The following is a 15,831-nucleotide window of genomic DNA, read 5'->3' as shown; positions in this document are numbered from 1 at the left end:
TAAGCTTCTCTATGATTAAGACAATGCACTCATAGGGAAGTCCAGCATGCACAAGCCCCAGCTCGTTCTCGTCATCGCGCTCGCCGGAGGGCTCGCCGCTTGTGGTGAAACCTCCAGCCTGCAAGTCTCCGACGGCACCGGCCCGTCACCCAAACTGCCCGAACCGAACAAGACCCTGATCCCGACGGTGAACATCGCCCCGGCGATCGGCTGGCCGGATGGCGCGAAACCCACCGCTGCGGCGGGCACTCAAGTGGCGGCATTTGCCGAAGGGCTCGATCACCCGCGCTGGCTCTACGTGCTGCCCAACGGCGATGTGCTGGTAGCCGAAACCAACGCGCCACCGAAACCCGATGACGGCAAAGGCGTTAAAGGCTGGGTCATGAAGAAAGTCATGGGCCGTGCCGGCGCCGCCGTTCCCAGCCCGAATCGCATCACGCTGCTGCGGGACAAGGACCACGACGGCATCGCCGAAACCCGCACGGTGTTCCTGGAAAACCTCAATTCGCCCTTCGGCATGACCCTGGTCGGCAATGACCTGTACGTCGCCGACACCGACCGCTTGCTGCGCTTTCACTATGAAAATGGCGACACCGCGATCAAGTCGCAGCCGATCAAGGTGGTCGACCTGCCGGGTGGCACGCTGAATCACCACTGGACCAAAAACGTCATCGCCAGCAAGGACGGCAGCAAGCTGTACGTCACAGTCGGCTCCAACAGCAATGTCGGAGAAAACGGCCTTGATCAGGAGGAAGGTCGCGCGGCGATCTGGGAAGTGGATCGCGCCACCGGCAATCACCGGATCTTCGCTTCGGGGATTCGTAATCCAAACGGCATGGCCTGGGAACCTCAGACCGGCGCCCTGTGGACGGCGGTCAATGAGCGGGACGAAATCGGTAGCGATCTGGTGCCGGACTACATCACTTCAGTGAAGGACGGCGGGTTCTACGGCTGGCCCTTCAGCTACTACGGCCAGCACGTCGATATTCGCGTCGAGCCGCAGAACCCTGACTTGGTGGCCAAGGCCATTGCGCCGGATTATGCGGTCGGCCCACATACCGCATCGCTGGGCCTGTCGTTTGCCGAGGGCAACACACTTCCAGCGCAATTCAAGGAAGGCGCCTTCATCGGCCAGCACGGCTCATGGAACCGCAACCCGCACAGTGGTTATAAAGTGATTTTTGTTCCGTTCGCCGGAGGCAAACCGACCGGAAAACCTGTGGATGTGCTGACTGGTTTCCTCAACGAGGATGAGAAAGCCATGGGCCGGCCTGTGGGCGTGGTGATTGATCAGCAGGGCGGCTTGCTGGTGGCCGATGATGTGGGGAACAAGGTGTGGCGCGTTTCGACCGCTAAATAGCAGCCCTGTAGGAGCGAGGCTTGCCCGCGAAGGCTGCAGGTCAGGCAACACTAATGCTGGATCTGCCAACGCCTTCGCGGACAAGCTCGCTCCTACAAGAATCCGCGTTTAGCGTTTACGACAGAGCGTGAGCCCATCGCCCAACGGCAACAACGACAGATCCACACGCGAGTCATCCTTCAAGGCACGATTGAGCGCCTGGATGGCTCGGGTGTCTGCGCTCTCGGCGTTCTCCTCAAGCACCCGCCCACTCCACAGCGTGTTATCGAACACCGCCAGGCCGCCGACGCGCAGCAGACGCAGGGCATGCTCCAGATAGTGGGGATAGTTGGACTTGTCGGCATCAATGAAGATCAGGTCGAACGCCTCCGGCTGATCCAACAGGGCGAGTGTTTCCAGCGCAGGTGCCAGACGCAGGTCAATTCGCTCGGCCAGCCCCGCCTCCTGCCAATAACCGCGTGCGATAGCGTTGTAGTCGCCGGGGATATCACAGCAGATCAGCGAACCGCCCTCCGGCAACGCAGCGGCCATGCACAAAGCGCTGTAACCAGTAAACGTACCGACTTCCAGCAAGCGCTTGGCGCCAATGAGCTTGACCAGTAACGCGAGGAACTGCCCCTGCTCCGGCGCCACCTGCCAGCGCGCCATGGGCAGCGCCTGGGTTTCGTCACGCAAGCGCTTGAGCAGCGGCGTTTCCCTCAGGGAAACGTCGAGCAGGTATTGGTACAGGGCATCATCGAGATTGAGGGTGCGAGCGGTCATGACAACCTCTTCGAACAGGACGCTACGGGTTACGCGCCAGGTGTTCAGGCTGCAGAACGCGCTTGGCGCTCAGATAAGCCTTCTGCCAGTAAGCCTTTGACAGGCTGTCCAGCTTCACCGTGCCGCCGGTGGCCGGCGCATGAACGAAGCGACCTTCGCCGACGTAGATCCCGGCATGACTGACCTGGGAGCCGCCATTGGTGGCGAAGAAGATCAAGTCACCGGTTTGCAGGCCTTCCTTGCCGACGCTGGCCGCCTGCATGCTGATCATTTCGCGGGTGGTACGCGGCAGGGAAATACCGGTGACGTCACGGTAGACGTAACCGATCAGGCCGCTGCAATCGAAGCCCGAATCCGGCGTATTACCGCCCCAACGATACGGCGTGCCCACCAGGCCAAGCGCGCGGAACAGCACGTCTTCTGCCTCGGCGGAAAAGGGTTGTGGATTACCGAAAACAATGGGAGCGCGAACCACCGGCGCAGGCGGCGGTGTGCGACTGGCGCAGGCGCTGAGCAGCGCTGCGAATAACATGATTGCGAGGCGGGCCGACATCGTCATAAGCAGAACATCCTGATCTGGCTGCGGCTTTTTCTATCGGGAAGACAGAAAAGAAAACCGCCTGCGCAGGACGCAGGCGGTTTGCCATCAATAATAGATCTGGATTCTAGCGGCTATGGGCCAAACTTCAAGTAAGACTTTAAGTTCGCCTTACAAACTGTCCGCCTACTTCCTTGCGAAGAGGCTTTTGTCGCCACTGGCGTGGCGACGGGCTGAAGATTTACTTGCGTGCGGTGACCACGGTCGGGGCCATCGCGAGGGCGCGCTTGGCTTCGATGAAGGTCTTGCTCCAGTAACTGTCGCCCAGGCTATCGACCCGGACACCACCGCTTTTGCGGCTGCTGGAGTGGATGAACTGGTTGTCACCCAGGTAGATCCCGGCGTGACTGACACGACCGCGACGACCATTGGTGGCGAAGAACAGCAGATCACCCGGCTTCAGCGCGCTGCGCGCTACCAGCGGAGCGTCGACGTTGATCATTTCGCGAGTGGAGCGCGGCAGGTTCATGCCGGCTTCTTCACGAAACAGATAACCGATGAAACCGCTGCAATCGAAGCCGGCCTCGGAGGTGCCGCCGAAACGGTAACGGGTACCGATCAGGGACATGCCACGCTCGAGGATGCTGTCGGCCAGAACCGGAAGCTGGTACGACTTGCCATCGGCGAAGTCTGCCAGTTCTTTATCGGTGGCCAGCTCTTCCTGGAAAAGAACGGAAGAAGACTGTGCAGTAACTGAATTCTTGACCTGCTGTTGTTGCTCTTGCTGAGTCACTGGGGAGTGGGCAGCGCAACCGAACAACAGGGTAACGAGTGCGAGAGGCACGAGGGGTGCGAAGCGCTTTAGCATGGGCACGACCGTGGCTGATAGTTGTAAAGAAGCCGAGACTATGCCCGCTATCATCCTCATTTGCAAATTCAATCGAACTTTATGTGACTTATCGGTTTCTCGTTTACATCTAAGCGCTTAAGCCCCATTTAGACGCTCGCGCAGCCTGCAACCCTGTAGGAAAGCGGATTTTCTGGCGCCTGAAATATGCCGAAACCCCCGCCAGGCTTAGGTTTTACCAGCCTAGAGTTTCTTTCAGGAACGGGATCGTCAGCTTGCGCTGAGCTTGAAGGGAGGCCTGATCGAGACGTTCAAGCAGCTCGAAAAGCGCGCTCATGCTGCGGGTACCGCGAGTCAAAATAAAATGCCCGACTTCATCGGTCAGGTGCAAGCCACGACGGGATGCGCGTAGTTGCAAGGCGCGCAATTTGTCTTCGTCAGAGAGCGGACGCATCTGGAAGATCAGTGCCAGGGTCAGGCGCGATTTCAGGTCAGCCAGTTTCACCGGCAATTCGCGCGGCGAGGTTGATGCGGCAATCAGCAGACGCCGACCGCTGTCGCGCAGACGATTGAACAGATGGAACAGCGCCTCTTCCCAATCCGCCCGGCCGGCTACCGCCTGCAAATCATCAAGGCAGACCAGTTCGTATTGTTCGAGGTTGTCGAGGATCGAGATGCCGCGGTCCAGTAGCTCGGCCAACGGCAGATACACCGCCGGCTCACCCAGTTGCTCAAAGCGCAGGCAGGCTGCCTGCAACAAGTGCGTGCGCCCTACCCCGTCCTTGCCCCAGAGATAGATCAGGCTTTCGGTCCAGCCGGCGTCGGCTTCGCATAGCCGCTCGACATAGCCGAGTGCAGCGGCATTGGCGCCTGGGTAGTAATTGATAAAGGTGGCGTCATCACGCAGACGCACACCTAGGGGCAGCTGAATCGGTTTCATGCTGACTGAACAGTTCCAAAGGAACCGTTAGTGGCCTCTGTGTAAAGTTTGCGAAGTTTATACCCGTGAGGCGGGTCGCACAATGCGACAGACCACAAGCAAAATCAAAGGTTTGCGTTAACGCCCTGGTTTCATGACAGTTTCTTTGGCGGCGCATGTGACAGCAACGCGAGGGATACGGGCCAACCTGGCATGAAACCAGGCCGCCCGCCATGAGACTTCAACGACCCTTACCGTTCAGGCTCGTCGACACGCCCGTAGATATCCGAATCTTTATACAAATCATGCACATGGCGCACCAGCACCATGATCACCGCCGCCACTGGCAACGCCAGTAACACGCCGGTAAAGCCAAACATTTCGCCCCCCGCCAGAATGGCGAAGATCACTGCCACCGGGTGCAGACCGATACGATCACCCACTAGCAACGGCGTCAGCACCATCCCTTCCAGTGCCTGCCCGACCATCAACACCGCGACGATACCGACCATGGGATACAGATCGCCGCCGAACTGGAACAGGCCGGCGATCAACGCCGCACCGATCCCGATGACAAACCCCATGTACGGCACAATGGCCGCCAGACCTGCGATCAGACCGATCAACAACCCCAGCTCCAGACCCACCAGCATCAAGCCCGCGGCATAGATCACGCCCAGCGCCAGCATCACCAGCAACTGCCCGCGCACGAATGCCCCCAGCACTTCATGGCATTCACCCGCGAGGGTCATGACGCGTTCTTCACGATCACGGGGCAGCAGGCTGCGGATCTTGGCCATCATCAGGTCCCAGTCCCGCAGCAGGTAGAAACTCACAACGGGGATCAGCACCAGATTCGCCAACCAGCCAATCAGCGCGAGCCCGGAAGCCGTCGCCTGACTCAGCACCACCCCGACAATGTCGGTGGTCTGGCCCATGTGTTCGCTGATCGCTGCCTTGAGCTTGTCGAACTTCCAGAAGTTATCCGACAGTCCGAATTTCGATTGCGCCCACGGCAGTGCGGTGTGCTGCAGCCAGTCGAGCATCTGCGGTGCCAGTTCATACAAGCGAAACAACTGCTTGGCGAGCATCGGCACCAGCACCAACAGCAATGCGGTGAAGATCAAGGTAAACAGCGCAAACACCGCCACCACGCCCCAGGTGCGTGACAGACCAGCCCTTTCCAGCCGATCCACCAGCGGATCGAACAGATAGGCCAGCAGCAACGCGACCAGAAAGGGCGTCAGGATCGGATGCAACAACCAGACAAACACGCAGAGCAGAACCACTCCACCCAACCAGAACCAACGCCGCGTATCGGCCATGTACCACTCCATATGCATCTATATAAAGAAAGAAAACCTTACCAACGGAATCTCAGCTGCGGCACCGGTGCCGGGGTTGGCGCAACCACAGGCGCCGCCCCCTCAGGCACCGGTTGCACAGGCGCTGCCGGAGCGGGTACCTCACCGGCCGGAACCTCCTGCAACTTCGCCAGGGACAACTGCGCCTTCAACTGCTCGGCGCTGCCATTGACTCGATAAAGAATGCGCTCACCCTCGACACTTTGCAGACGAGCACCAAACGGCTCCAGCAAACGCCCCAGCGCAGCATAGCGCTCCAGATTCATCCCTTGGACTTCCAACAGTTGTTGGCCCGAAGCCCCCGGCTTGACGACAAACCGCGGCGCCAGACGCTCACTGACTGCCAGCATTACCGCATCCGCCACAGCGGCCTGATCCGCGCCCTGCACGCTACCCGCCTCCTTCTTGTCGCCCAGCCACAAATTCCACTTGGCCTGCCACTGGCCGCCCTCTTCACGGGCATGCACCGCGAGCAAGGCGTCAGCGTTGTAACGGTCCGACGCACCGCGCAATGGCGCTGCATCAGTACCCTCAAGATTCGGCGCTGTAGCGACCAGTTGCTCACTCAGGTCCGCCAATGGGAGACGCAACGGCAGACCACGGTGTTGTGCCGCGCGACGCAACGGCGCGGCGCTGGCCTGACCATCACCCACCAGGCTCGAACCCTCGACGGAATCGTTCAACCACCAACTCAGGATCGACGGCCGATTCGCCCCCCACAGAGACAACCCGGCGCGGCGCAAGGCTTGTTCAGTGGTGGCCGGGTCGAAATCGACTTTCAGCACTTCCGGCGGGCCGGCGTCGAAACCGTATTGACTGATAATTTGCTGCGGGTCTTTGCGCAGCGCCGCCAACCCCGGGCTTTGCGCAGCCTTGGGGTCGCCGGTCAGGCGCAGCACCAGCGTGTCCAGCGCGCGCTGGGTCGCCTGATCGCGCTCCTCAGTCGACTGACTGCTGACAGGCTCGCGCACCTGATACAGGCCTTTGACGGTTTCGGCATGACTCGCCAGGCTGACCAGTGACAAACAGCCTGCAAATAAAAATCTGGAAAAAAAACGCATGGAAGATTCCTGACGACAAGAGCGGCTGGAACAGACCGCATGAAGATGATCGAGCAAGGCTGTGACCACATCCCTGCGCAAAACATTCACCACGGTCTAACGAAGTTTTCGCACTGTCATAACGATAGACGGTTAATCGCGATACCTTATACAGCCATCGAGGCGGCGACCAACACGGGCAATAACGGTTTTTTTCAGCCGATATGCCCCTGCCGTCGGCGTGAGGATGGCCGCTGCCCTTCAAGCCTGATAAAATCGCGCGCCTTCGCAGACCGGCAACAGCCGGGCACCCTGAAATTCGTGCAAGGCGCTCGCCTTCGTTTATTTCGGCGGTCCCACTGGACTCGGTCGTTACCCCTGAATCCCCCCTAAAGGCCTGGATCATGAGCAAGCAACCCTCCCTGAGCTACAAGGACGCCGGTGTAGACATCGACGCCGGTGAAGCATTGGTCGAACGCATCAAGAGCGTCGCCAAGCGCACTGCGCGCCCGGAAGTCATGGGCGGCCTGGGCGGTTTCGGCGCCCTCTGCGAAATCCCGGCCGGCTACAAGCAGCCCGTACTGGTTTCCGGCACGGACGGCGTGGGCACCAAGCTGCGCCTGGCTTTGAACCTGAACAAGCACGACAGCATCGGCATCGACCTGGTGGCCATGTGCGTGAACGACCTGGTGGTTTGCGGCGCCGAGCCGCTGTTCTTCCTCGACTACTACGCCACCGGCAAACTGAACGTCGAAACCGCGACCCAGGTCGTGACCGGCATCGGCGCTGGCTGTGAACTGTCCGGCTGCTCCCTGGTCGGCGGCGAAACCGCTGAAATGCCGGGCATGTACGAAGGAGAAGACTACGACCTGGCCGGCTTCTGCGTCGGCGTCGTGGAAAAATCCGAAATCATCGACGGTTCCAAAGTTGCTGCCGGCGATGCCCTGCTCGCCCTGCCGTCTTCCGGCCCGCACTCCAACGGCTACTCGCTGATCCGCAAGATCATCGAAGTGTCCGGTGCCGATATCGAAAACATCCAGCTCGACGGCAAACCGCTGACCGACCTGCTGATGGCCCCGACCCGTATCTACGTGAAGCCGCTGCTCAAGCTGATCAAGGACACCGGCGCGGTCAAAGCCATGGCCCACATCACCGGTGGCGGCCTGCTGGACAACATCCCGCGCGTGCTGCCAAAAGGCGCCCAAGCCGTGGTTGACGTCGCGAGCTGGACCCGTCCTGCCGTGTTCGACTGGCTGCAAGAGAAAGGCAACGTTGACGAAAACGAAATGCACCGCGTGCTGAACTGCGGCGTGGGCATGGTCATCTGCGTTGCTCAAGAGCACGTTGAAACCGCCCTGAACGTCCTGCGCGAAGCCGGCGAGCAGCCTTGGGTCATCGGTCAGATCGCCACCGCTGCCGAAGGCGCGGCTCAGGTTGAACTGAAGAACCTCAAGGCTCATTGATGTCCCAGACCTGTGATGTGGTGGTGCTGTTGTCCGGCACCGGCAGTAACTTGCAGGCCTTGATCGACAGCACGCGGACCGGCGACAGCCCGGCCCGCATCGCTGCGGTGATTTCCAACCGCAGCGATGCTTACGGCCTGCAACGCGCCAGGGATGCGGGTATCGACACCCGCTCCCTGGATCACAAGGCTTTCGAAGGCCGCGAAGCCTTCGATGCCGCACTGATCGAACTGATCGACGCCTTCAACCCCAAACTCGTAGTACTGGCCGGTTTCATGCGCATTCTCAGCGCTGACTTCGTGCGCCATTACGCGGGTCGCCTGCTCAACATCCACCCCTCGCTGCTACCCAAATACAAAGGGTTACACACTCATCAGCGCGCGCTGGAAGCCGGCGACACGGAACATGGCTGCTCCGTGCACTTCGTCACCGAGGAACTCGATGGCGGACCACTGGTCGTACAGGCAGTAATACCGGTAGAGTTGCACGATTCGCCGCAGAGTCTGGCGCAGCGGGTCCATGTTCAGGAACACCTGATCTACCCGATGGCTGTACGCTGGTTTGCCGAAGGCCGTTTATCGCTCGGTGAACAAGGTGCTTTACTGGATGGAAAGTTACTCGCGGCCAGCGGCCACTTGATTCGAAACTAGGAGATTTTATGCGTCGCGCCCTGCTCTTCGCTTGCGCTCTGTTTGCCCTGCCTTTTGCGCAGGCTGCAGAACTTCAACCGTTCTCCGCCAGCTACACCGCCGACTGGAAGCAGCTGCCCATGAGTGGCACGGCTGAACGCAGCCTGACCCAAGGTGCCAACGGTGTCTGGAAGCTCAGCTTCAAGGCCTCGATGATGATCGCCAGCCTGACTGAAGAAAGCACCCTGACCCTGGACAAGGACACGTTGCTGCCCCAGTCCTACCACTTCGAACGCGGTGGTCTGGGTAAAGCCAAGAAAGCCGACCTGGATTTCGACTGGACCAACAAAATGGTCACCGGCACCGATCGCGGTGATGCGGTCAAGATCCCGCTCAATCGCGGCATGGTCGACAAATCCACGTATCAACTGGCCCTGCAGCACGACGTAGCCGCTGGCAAGAAAAGCATGAGCTATCAGGTCGTTGACGACGGCGAAGTCGATACGTATGACTTCCGCGTGCTGGGTTCGGAGAAAGTCGACACCAAGGCCGGCCAGATCGATGCGATCAAGGTCGAGCGCGTGCGCGACCCGACGCAAAGCAAGCGCATCACCGTCCTGTGGTTCGCCAAGGATTGGGATTACCTGCTGGTTCGCCTGCAACAGGTCGAAACCGACGGCAAGGAGTACAACATCATGCTCCTCGACGGTACGGTCAACGGCAAGACTGTCAAAGGCAGCTGATCCAGCTCGACACAAGAATCCGGAATCCGACAAGGATTCCGGATTTTTTTATGCCTGCTGAACGTCAAATCCGCGCCAGCGCCTGGGCCAGGTCGGCGCGCAGGTCTTCGACATCCTCGACGCCCACGGACAAACGCACCAGCGCATCGCCGATCCCGAGTTCCGCGCGGGTGTCTGCCGGAATGGTGGCATGCGTCATGATTGCCGGGTGCTCGATCAGGCTTTCCACCCCGCCCAGGCTCTCGGCCAGGGCAAAGATCTGCACATTTTCGAGGAAGCGTCTGGCCCCAGCCAGATCGCTATTCAGATCGAGGGAAATCATCCCGCCGAATCCACGCATCTGCTGTCGTGCCAATTCGTGCTGCGGGTGCGACGGTAAGCCCGGATAGTAAACGCGCGCCACCTGCGGCTGACGCTCCAGCCATTGCGCCAGCTCCAGCGCGTTGCTGCAATGGCGCTCCATGCGCAGCGCCAGCGTCTTCACCCCGCGCAAGGTGAGGAACGCGTCAAACGGCCCGGCGATAGCGCCCACCGCGTTTTGCAAAAAGCCCAGGCGCTCGGCCAGTTCGGCGTTCTGCCCAACCACCGCGATGCCGCCGATCACGTCGGAGTGGCCGTTCAGGTACTTGGTCGTCGAATGCACCACGATATCGAAACCCAACTCCAGCGGGCGTTGAATCCACGGACTGGCGAAGGTGTTGTCGGCGACACAGAGGATGTCGCGCTCGCGGCAGATGCGCGCAATGGCGGCGAGATCAGAAAGGCGCAGCAAGGGATTGCTCGGCGTCTCGACACAAACCATCCGCGTGTCGTCCTGCAATGCCGCTTCGAAGGCCGTCAGGTCGGTCAGGTCGACGTAACTGAAGCGATGCCCGGCACTGCGCTGACGGACTTTGTCGAACAGCCGGAACGTCCCGCCGTACAAGTCGTTGCCGGAGACGATGTGCGCGTTTGCATCGAGCAGTTCCAGCACCGTGGAAATCGCCGCCAGCCCGGAGGCGAAGGCGAACGCCCGGGTCCCGCCCTCGAGGTCGGCCACGCAACGCTCCAGCGCGAAACGCGTCGGGTTGTGCGAGCGCCCATAGTCGAAGCCCTTGTGCACGCCGGGGCTTTGCTGCAAGTACGTGGAGTTGGCGTAGATCGGCGGCATCAGCGCCCCGGTGGAAGGATCCGGTGTTTGGCCGGCATGGATTACACGGGTGCCGAAGGCGCGTGACGAGCCGGATTCATCGTGCTGACTCATGTAAGGGATCTCCGCAGGTGATTGAGCAGGTCGACTCGCGTAATCAAGCCATGGAAGGCCGAGGCGTCGGCGATGATCGCCACCAGCCCGCGATCAAGCTCCGCCTGCAGTTCGGCCAGACTGGCGCTCGCCGGCAGGGTTTGCAACTTGTCAGTCATGGCGCTGGCCACGGGCATGCGCAAGTGCGAAGCGTCTGCCTGAACGCCCAGTAGAATATCGGACTCATCGATCACACCGACCAGTCGCTTCCCATCCGCCAGCACCGGCAGTTGCGATACATCCGCCAGGCGCATGCGCTGGAAGGCAGTGAGCAGCGTGTCGTCGGGCCCGACGCTGATCACCCGGCCATCCTCGAAACGCCGCGCGATCAGGTCACGCAGATCACCGTAACGCTTGTATTGCAGCAGGCCCTGATCGTTCATCCACTGGTCGTTGTAGACCTTCGACAGGTAGCGGGTGCCGGTGTCGCAGACGAAGCTGACCACGCGCTTCGGCTCGGTTTGCTCACGGCAGTAACGCAGGGCCGCCGCCAGTAAGGTGCCGGTCGAGGAACCGCCGAGAATGCCTTCGGCGCGCAGTAGTTGGCGGGCATGATCGAAACTTTCCTCGTCGCTGATCGAATAGGCGTGGCGCACGCTGGAGAGGTCGGCAATCGAAGGAATGAAATCCTCACCGATGCCCTCCACCGCCCATGAACCAGCCTTGCCGAGGGTGCCGCTGCGGCTGTACTCGGCCATCACCGAGCCGACCGGATCGGCCAGCACCATTTCGAGGTTCGGTTGCACGCGCTGGAAGAAACGGGTCAACCCGGTCAGCGTGCCGGCCGAACCGACGCCGACGACGATGGCATCCAGATCATGCTGGGTCTGTGCCCAGATCTCCGGCGCGGTGCTGCATTCGTGGGCCAGCGGATTGGCCGGGTTGTTGAATTGATCGGCGAAGAAGGCATCGGGAATCTCCTGCGCCAGCCGCGCCGCGACGTCCTGATAGTAATCGGGATGGCCTTTGCCGACGTCGGAGCGGGTGATGTGCACCTCGGCCCCCATGGCCTTGAGGTGCAAGACCTTCTCGGTGGACATTTTGTCCGGCACCACCAGCACCACTCGATAGCCTTTGGCACGGCCGACCAGGGCCAGGCCGAGGCCGGTGTTGCCAGCGGTGGCTTCGACGATGGTGCCACCGGGTTGCAGACGGCCATCGCGTTCAGCGGCGTCGATCATCGCCAGACCGATGCGATCCTTGATCGAACCGCCGGGGTTCTGTGATTCAAGTTTGAGAAACAGCGTACACGGGCCGGTATCGAAGCGGCTGACGCGCACCAGTGGCGTATTGCCGATCAGTTCAAGCACGGCAGGGCGGGAGTCGTTTGGCATGTCGTAACCTCGCTGCGAGAATCCGCACTGGATGGACAGCAACCGGCATCGGGTCTTCGCGCGCCAGTCACTCGTAATGCCTCGCAAGGAACATAGGCAGGGAATGCGCTATCCGCAACCGTGCGCAGCCAACCGGTCGCCTGGCCGTCTTAACGGTTGCGCGGCAGAATCGACAGAAAATTATCCCGCGCGACTTTTCTCGCAACCTTCTCGGGCAAGGCGTCGAGAAACGGATCGAAGCTGCGCAATTCCTTACCGAGCTTGTTGAAACGTCCCACCACATCAGAGCCGAGCATGAAGCGATCCGGGAAGCGCTCCACCAGTTTCAACCAGGCTTCTGAAGGCTTGCCCTGCTCATCCAGCAGGTAAGGCGTCAGCATGCTCCAGGACAGGTCGATGTACAGATTGGGGTAGGCCTCGAGCATTCGAGTCAGGGTCGGCAACAGAAAATCCAGCTGGGTCTGATGCCGATGGACCTCGGCGCTGGTGCCTGCGTGGGCCCAAATGAATCGCGTATGCGGATGATTACGTAGCGGCTCCTCGACTTCCGACAGGTACAGCGGATTTTTCTCACGCTTGGAGGTGATGTTGGAGTGCAACATCACGGGCAAGTCGTTCTCGGCAGCCAGGTGATAGATCCGCGTCATCGCCTCGTTGTTGGCCCGTGGCGTGTCGCCGGAGGTCAGCGCGGTCAGGTCATCATGGCGGGTAAACACTTCGCCGATTCCCTGCCACAGCCCCGGATTGAGATCGAGCATGCGCTGGATGTGCGCTACGGAGTTTTTGTCGTTGGGATTGAAGCCCGACAGGAACGGGTGAAAACGCTGACGCTGCCCGGGCGACAATTTGTTTACCGCTGCCGCGACAATCACATCCGTCGCGCTGTACCAATAGGCATCAGCGTCATCACCGGCGTAATAGCGTGGGCGCTTCGGTTCATCTTCGTGCCATTTCTTCGCCACCGGGATCCCGGAAACCATCACATGATCGATGGCGTTGTCGTCCATGGCCTTGAGCAATGTCGGCATGCCGGCCGTTTCCTGGAAAAAGTCCACGTAATGCAGGTGCGCATCGCTGTAGGCGTATTCGCGTGCAGTGGCGTGAGCACTGGATAGCGCCAACAAACAGGCAAGGCTCAAACGGAACAGGGGCACGGGCATTCTCCGGGGGCAGGAAAGACGTAGACCTGCGCGCACACGAAACGGTTCAGCCGGTAAGAAAGTGGAACGCGCATCATCAGGAATGCTCTATAACTTCGAGGTCTATTTTGATCGAATGACTTTTTAGCCTGGGAGGCTCCTCATGACCGTTACCGTCAATACCGTTTCCGCTGAAGGTTTTCGCCACAGCGTCCAGATCGACGACCACGAGCTCTTTGCCGATGTGCCGACCACATCTGGCGGCGAAGGCACCGCCCCTGAGCCACACGACTACTTCGACGCGGCCCTGGGCGCCTGCAAGGCCCTGACACTGAAGATGTACGCGAAGAAGAAAGACATTCCGCTGACCGGCGTGACGGTCGAAGTCAAACGTGACAACAGCGAAGAGCAGAAAGGCAAATATGCCCTGCACGTCAAACTGACCCTCAAGGGTGTGCTCACCGATGCCCAGCGTGATGAGTTGCATCGCGTAGCGGATCGCTGCCCGGTGCACAAACTGATGACCAGCACGCAAGTGAGCATCGAAACCCATCTGTCCGAGGGTGCCTTCAGCCAATAGCGGCAAGGGCTGCGCAAGCGGGTTATGCTCCACGCGTCACCCGCTCAGCCTGGAATGCACCATGAACACGCCACTCGTGATCCGCCCTCGCGCCGAAGATGTAGAAGGCCAGCCGATTTTGCGCCCGCTGCCGTCGGCCAAATGCCGCAGCGTCGGGCCTTTCGTATTTTTTGACCACATGCTCGAAACCCGCTATCCACCGGGTAAAGGCATGAACATCCGTCAGCACCCGCATATTGGCCTGTCCACCCTCACCTACTTGTTCGAAGGAAAAATCCAGCACAAGGACAGCCTCGGTTCCGACCAGGTGGTCGACGCCGGCGATGTCAGCTGGATGACGGCGGGCAGCGCGATTGCCCATGTCGAGCGCACGCCTGAGGCGTTGAAAGACAGCGGCTTCACAATACACGGTTTGCAGGTTTGGCTCGCCTCTCCCAAGGCGCATGAACAGGGGCCGGGCCACTACAGCCATCACCCGGCAGCGACGTTGCCGGTCAGCGATAACCTTGGCGTGAAGATCCGGATGATTGCCGGGGCAGGCTTTTGCCTGGAATCGCCGGTGCCGGTGCTTTCTCCTACGTTGTATGCGGAGTTGAACCTGCAAACCGCGACCACCTTGCTGATTCCGACCGAGCATGAAGAGCGAGCGCTGTATGTGTTGAGTGGTGAAGCGCAGCTTGATGGCGAGTCACTGGAGCCCCATGCGCTGGTGGTGCTGCCTGCCGGAGAGGAAATGACGTTGTTCGCCGAGAGCGATTGTCATGCGGTGCTGTTTGGCGGGGCACCGCTGGACGGGCCACGACGAATCAACTGGAATTTCGTGGCGAGCGATCCGGCGGCGATCGATGAAGCGCGGCGGCGCTGGGCGGCCGGGGATTGGCCGACGGTGCCGGGGGAAGTTGAGCGGATCGAACTGCCTTAGGATCTTCGGCATCAGTTACATCGCCATCGCGAGCAGGCTCACTCCTACAAGAGGGAATGCATTCCAATTGTAGGAGTGAGCCTGCTCGCGATGAGGTCGGCCCTGACACCAACAATGTCAGGGAACGACATCAGCCGCTAAACACTTCATCCAGCAGATTGTGCATCGAAGTAAACGCCCGCCCCGCCGTCTTCGCGTCATACATCATCTTGCCCGGCACGTTCGCATGCGGATCAGTAAACGAATGCACCGCGCCGCCGTAGCTCAGCAGTTGCCAATCCACGCCCGCCGCATTCATTTCCTCTTCAAACGCCGGCAATTGCTCTTTCGGCACCAGCGGGTCTGATGCACCGTGCAACACCAGCACCGAGCCCTTGATGTTTTTCGCATCGTTGACGTTCGGCGTATCGAGGGTGCCATGGAACGAAACCGCTGCTTTTACCGGCGCGCCCGTGCGGGCCAGTTCCAGTGCGCAGCAACCGCCAAAACAGAAACCAAAAGTCGCCAGCTTCGCCGTATCAACCACCGCCTCGCCCTGCCCTTGCAGCTGCTCGAACGCCGCCTGCATGCGCTTGCGCAGCAAGGCGCGATCGTTCTTCAGCGGCATCATGGCTGCACCCGCCTCGTCGCCATTCTGCGGACGCACCGACTGGCCGTACAGGTCCGCAATCAGCACCACATAACCCTTGGCCGCCACCGACTTGGCGATTTCCTCGGCACCGACGCTGACGCCCATCCAGTTCGGCGCCATCAACAGACCGGGGCGCGGGCCTTTGTGGTCGGCATCGAACGCCAGACGGCTTTCATATGACTGGCCATCAATCTGATAAGCGACGGAACGAACAGTAATTTGACTCATGACGAACTCCCAGTAAAAGACACCAGAATGAAAAAACCCGCCGAAGCGGG

General features: G+C 60.3%; 16 protein-coding genes. 6 read left to right on the top strand and 10 right to left on the bottom strand.

Translation table 11 applies throughout. The annotated features are described in order from the left end of the window. Positions 1–46: 46 nt before the first annotated feature. The gene (locus ACA051_RS09315) at positions 47–1,360 is read left to right on the top strand and encodes a PQQ-dependent sugar dehydrogenase (RefSeq protein ID WP_497374454.1); all 1,314 of its coding nucleotides are present in this window, start codon (positions 47–49) and stop codon (positions 1,358–1,360) included. 108 nt (positions 1,361–1,468) lie between these two features. Here ACA051_RS09315 and ACA051_RS09310 read toward each other — a convergent pair whose 3' ends face one another. From ACA051_RS09310 to ACA051_RS09285, 6 genes are all read right to left on the bottom strand, one after another. After that, positions 1,469–2,122 carry an O-methyltransferase gene (locus ACA051_RS09310; RefSeq protein WP_497374452.1) on the bottom strand — a complete coding sequence of 218 codons (654 nt, stop codon included), beginning with the start codon at positions 2,120–2,122 and terminating at the stop codon, positions 1,469–1,471. A 22-nt stretch (positions 2,123–2,144) separates the two neighbouring features. Continuing rightward, positions 2,145–2,681 (bottom strand): C40 family peptidase, encoded by a 537-nt coding sequence (locus tag ACA051_RS09305; RefSeq protein WP_497309312.1) that lies wholly within the window; start codon positions 2,679–2,681, stop codon positions 2,145–2,147. 220 nt (positions 2,682–2,901) lie between these two features. Continuing rightward, positions 2,902–3,528, bottom strand: a complete 627-nt coding sequence (locus ACA051_RS09300; protein ID WP_219095611.1) for a C40 family peptidase — start codon at positions 3,526–3,528, stop codon at positions 2,902–2,904. Between the two features lie 214 nt (positions 3,529–3,742). Beyond that, entirely contained in the window at positions 3,743–4,447 is a 705-nt protein-coding gene (gene hda / locus ACA051_RS09295) for a DnaA regulatory inactivator Hda (RefSeq protein WP_010456804.1), read from the bottom strand. 230 nt (positions 4,448–4,677) lie between these two features. After that, the gene (locus ACA051_RS09290; RefSeq protein ID WP_497374450.1) at positions 4,678–5,751 is read right to left on the bottom strand and encodes an AI-2E family transporter; all 1,074 of its coding nucleotides are present in this window, start codon (positions 5,749–5,751) and stop codon (positions 4,678–4,680) included. Between the two features lie 38 nt (positions 5,752–5,789). Further along, a complete protein-coding gene (locus ACA051_RS09285; protein WP_497309308.1) occupies positions 5,790–6,851 on the bottom strand; it encodes a DUF2066 domain-containing protein in 1,062 nt (353 codons plus the stop codon). A gap of 383 nt (positions 6,852–7,234) precedes the next feature. Between ACA051_RS09285 and purM the strand changes: the two genes are divergently transcribed. From purM to ACA051_RS09270, 3 genes are read left to right on the top strand one after another with little or no spacing between them, the layout of a single operon-like run. After that, positions 7,235–8,293 carry a phosphoribosylformylglycinamidine cyclo-ligase gene (gene purM, locus ACA051_RS09280; protein WP_010456810.1) on the top strand — a complete coding sequence of 353 codons (1,059 nt, stop codon included), beginning with the start codon at positions 7,235–7,237 and terminating at the stop codon, positions 8,291–8,293. Then, positions 8,293–8,943 carry a phosphoribosylglycinamide formyltransferase gene (gene purN / locus ACA051_RS09275; RefSeq protein ID WP_497309306.1) on the top strand — a complete coding sequence of 217 codons (651 nt, stop codon included), beginning with the start codon at positions 8,293–8,295 and terminating at the stop codon, positions 8,941–8,943. The genes purM and purN overlap by 1 nt, the downstream gene beginning before the upstream one ends. 8 nt (positions 8,944–8,951) lie before the next feature. Next, positions 8,952–9,665: a DUF3108 domain-containing protein gene (locus tag ACA051_RS09270; RefSeq protein ID WP_497309305.1), complete on the top strand. Its 714-nt coding sequence runs from the start codon at positions 8,952–8,954 to the stop codon at positions 9,663–9,665. 64 nt (positions 9,666–9,729) lie between these two features. Here the strand turns inward: ACA051_RS09270 and ACA051_RS09265 are convergent, their stop codons facing one another. From ACA051_RS09265 to ACA051_RS09255, 3 genes are all read right to left on the bottom strand, one after another. After that, complete coding sequence (locus tag ACA051_RS09265) at positions 9,730–10,908, bottom strand: trans-sulfuration enzyme family protein (protein WP_497309303.1); 1,179 nt, start codon at positions 10,906–10,908, stop codon at positions 9,730–9,732. Then, the gene (locus ACA051_RS09260) at positions 10,905–12,281 is read right to left on the bottom strand and encodes a pyridoxal-phosphate dependent enzyme (RefSeq protein WP_497309301.1); all 1,377 of its coding nucleotides are present in this window, start codon (positions 12,279–12,281) and stop codon (positions 10,905–10,907) included. Before ACA051_RS09260 ends, ACA051_RS09265 begins: the two co-directional genes overlap by 4 nt. A gap of 149 nt (positions 12,282–12,430) precedes the next feature. Continuing rightward, positions 12,431–13,441 (bottom strand): amidohydrolase family protein, encoded by a 1,011-nt coding sequence (locus ACA051_RS09255; RefSeq protein ID WP_497374448.1) that lies wholly within the window; start codon positions 13,439–13,441, stop codon positions 12,431–12,433. A 142-nt stretch (positions 13,442–13,583) separates the two neighbouring features. On the opposite strand from ACA051_RS09255, the gene ACA051_RS09250 reads away from it, so the two are divergent. Continuing rightward, positions 13,584–14,000 (top strand): OsmC family protein, encoded by a 417-nt coding sequence (locus ACA051_RS09250; RefSeq protein ID WP_497309299.1) that lies wholly within the window; start codon positions 13,584–13,586, stop codon positions 13,998–14,000. A 61-nt stretch (positions 14,001–14,061) separates the two neighbouring features. Next, entirely contained in the window at positions 14,062–14,922 is an 861-nt protein-coding gene (locus ACA051_RS09245) for a pirin family protein (RefSeq protein WP_497374446.1), read from the top strand. A 130-nt stretch (positions 14,923–15,052) separates the two neighbouring features. Here ACA051_RS09245 and ACA051_RS09240 read toward each other — a convergent pair whose 3' ends face one another. After that, on the bottom strand, positions 15,053–15,781 hold the full coding sequence (locus ACA051_RS09240) for a dienelactone hydrolase family protein (protein WP_497309295.1): 729 nt from the start codon (positions 15,779–15,781) through the stop codon (positions 15,053–15,055). Between the last annotated feature and the right edge of the window lie 50 nt (positions 15,782–15,831).

This window comes from Pseudomonas sp. LBUM1669 (genome assembly GCF_059695705.1).
The sequence above is the reverse complement of the archived record's forward strand: the minus strand, read 5'-3'. Positions and strand labels throughout refer to the sequence as shown.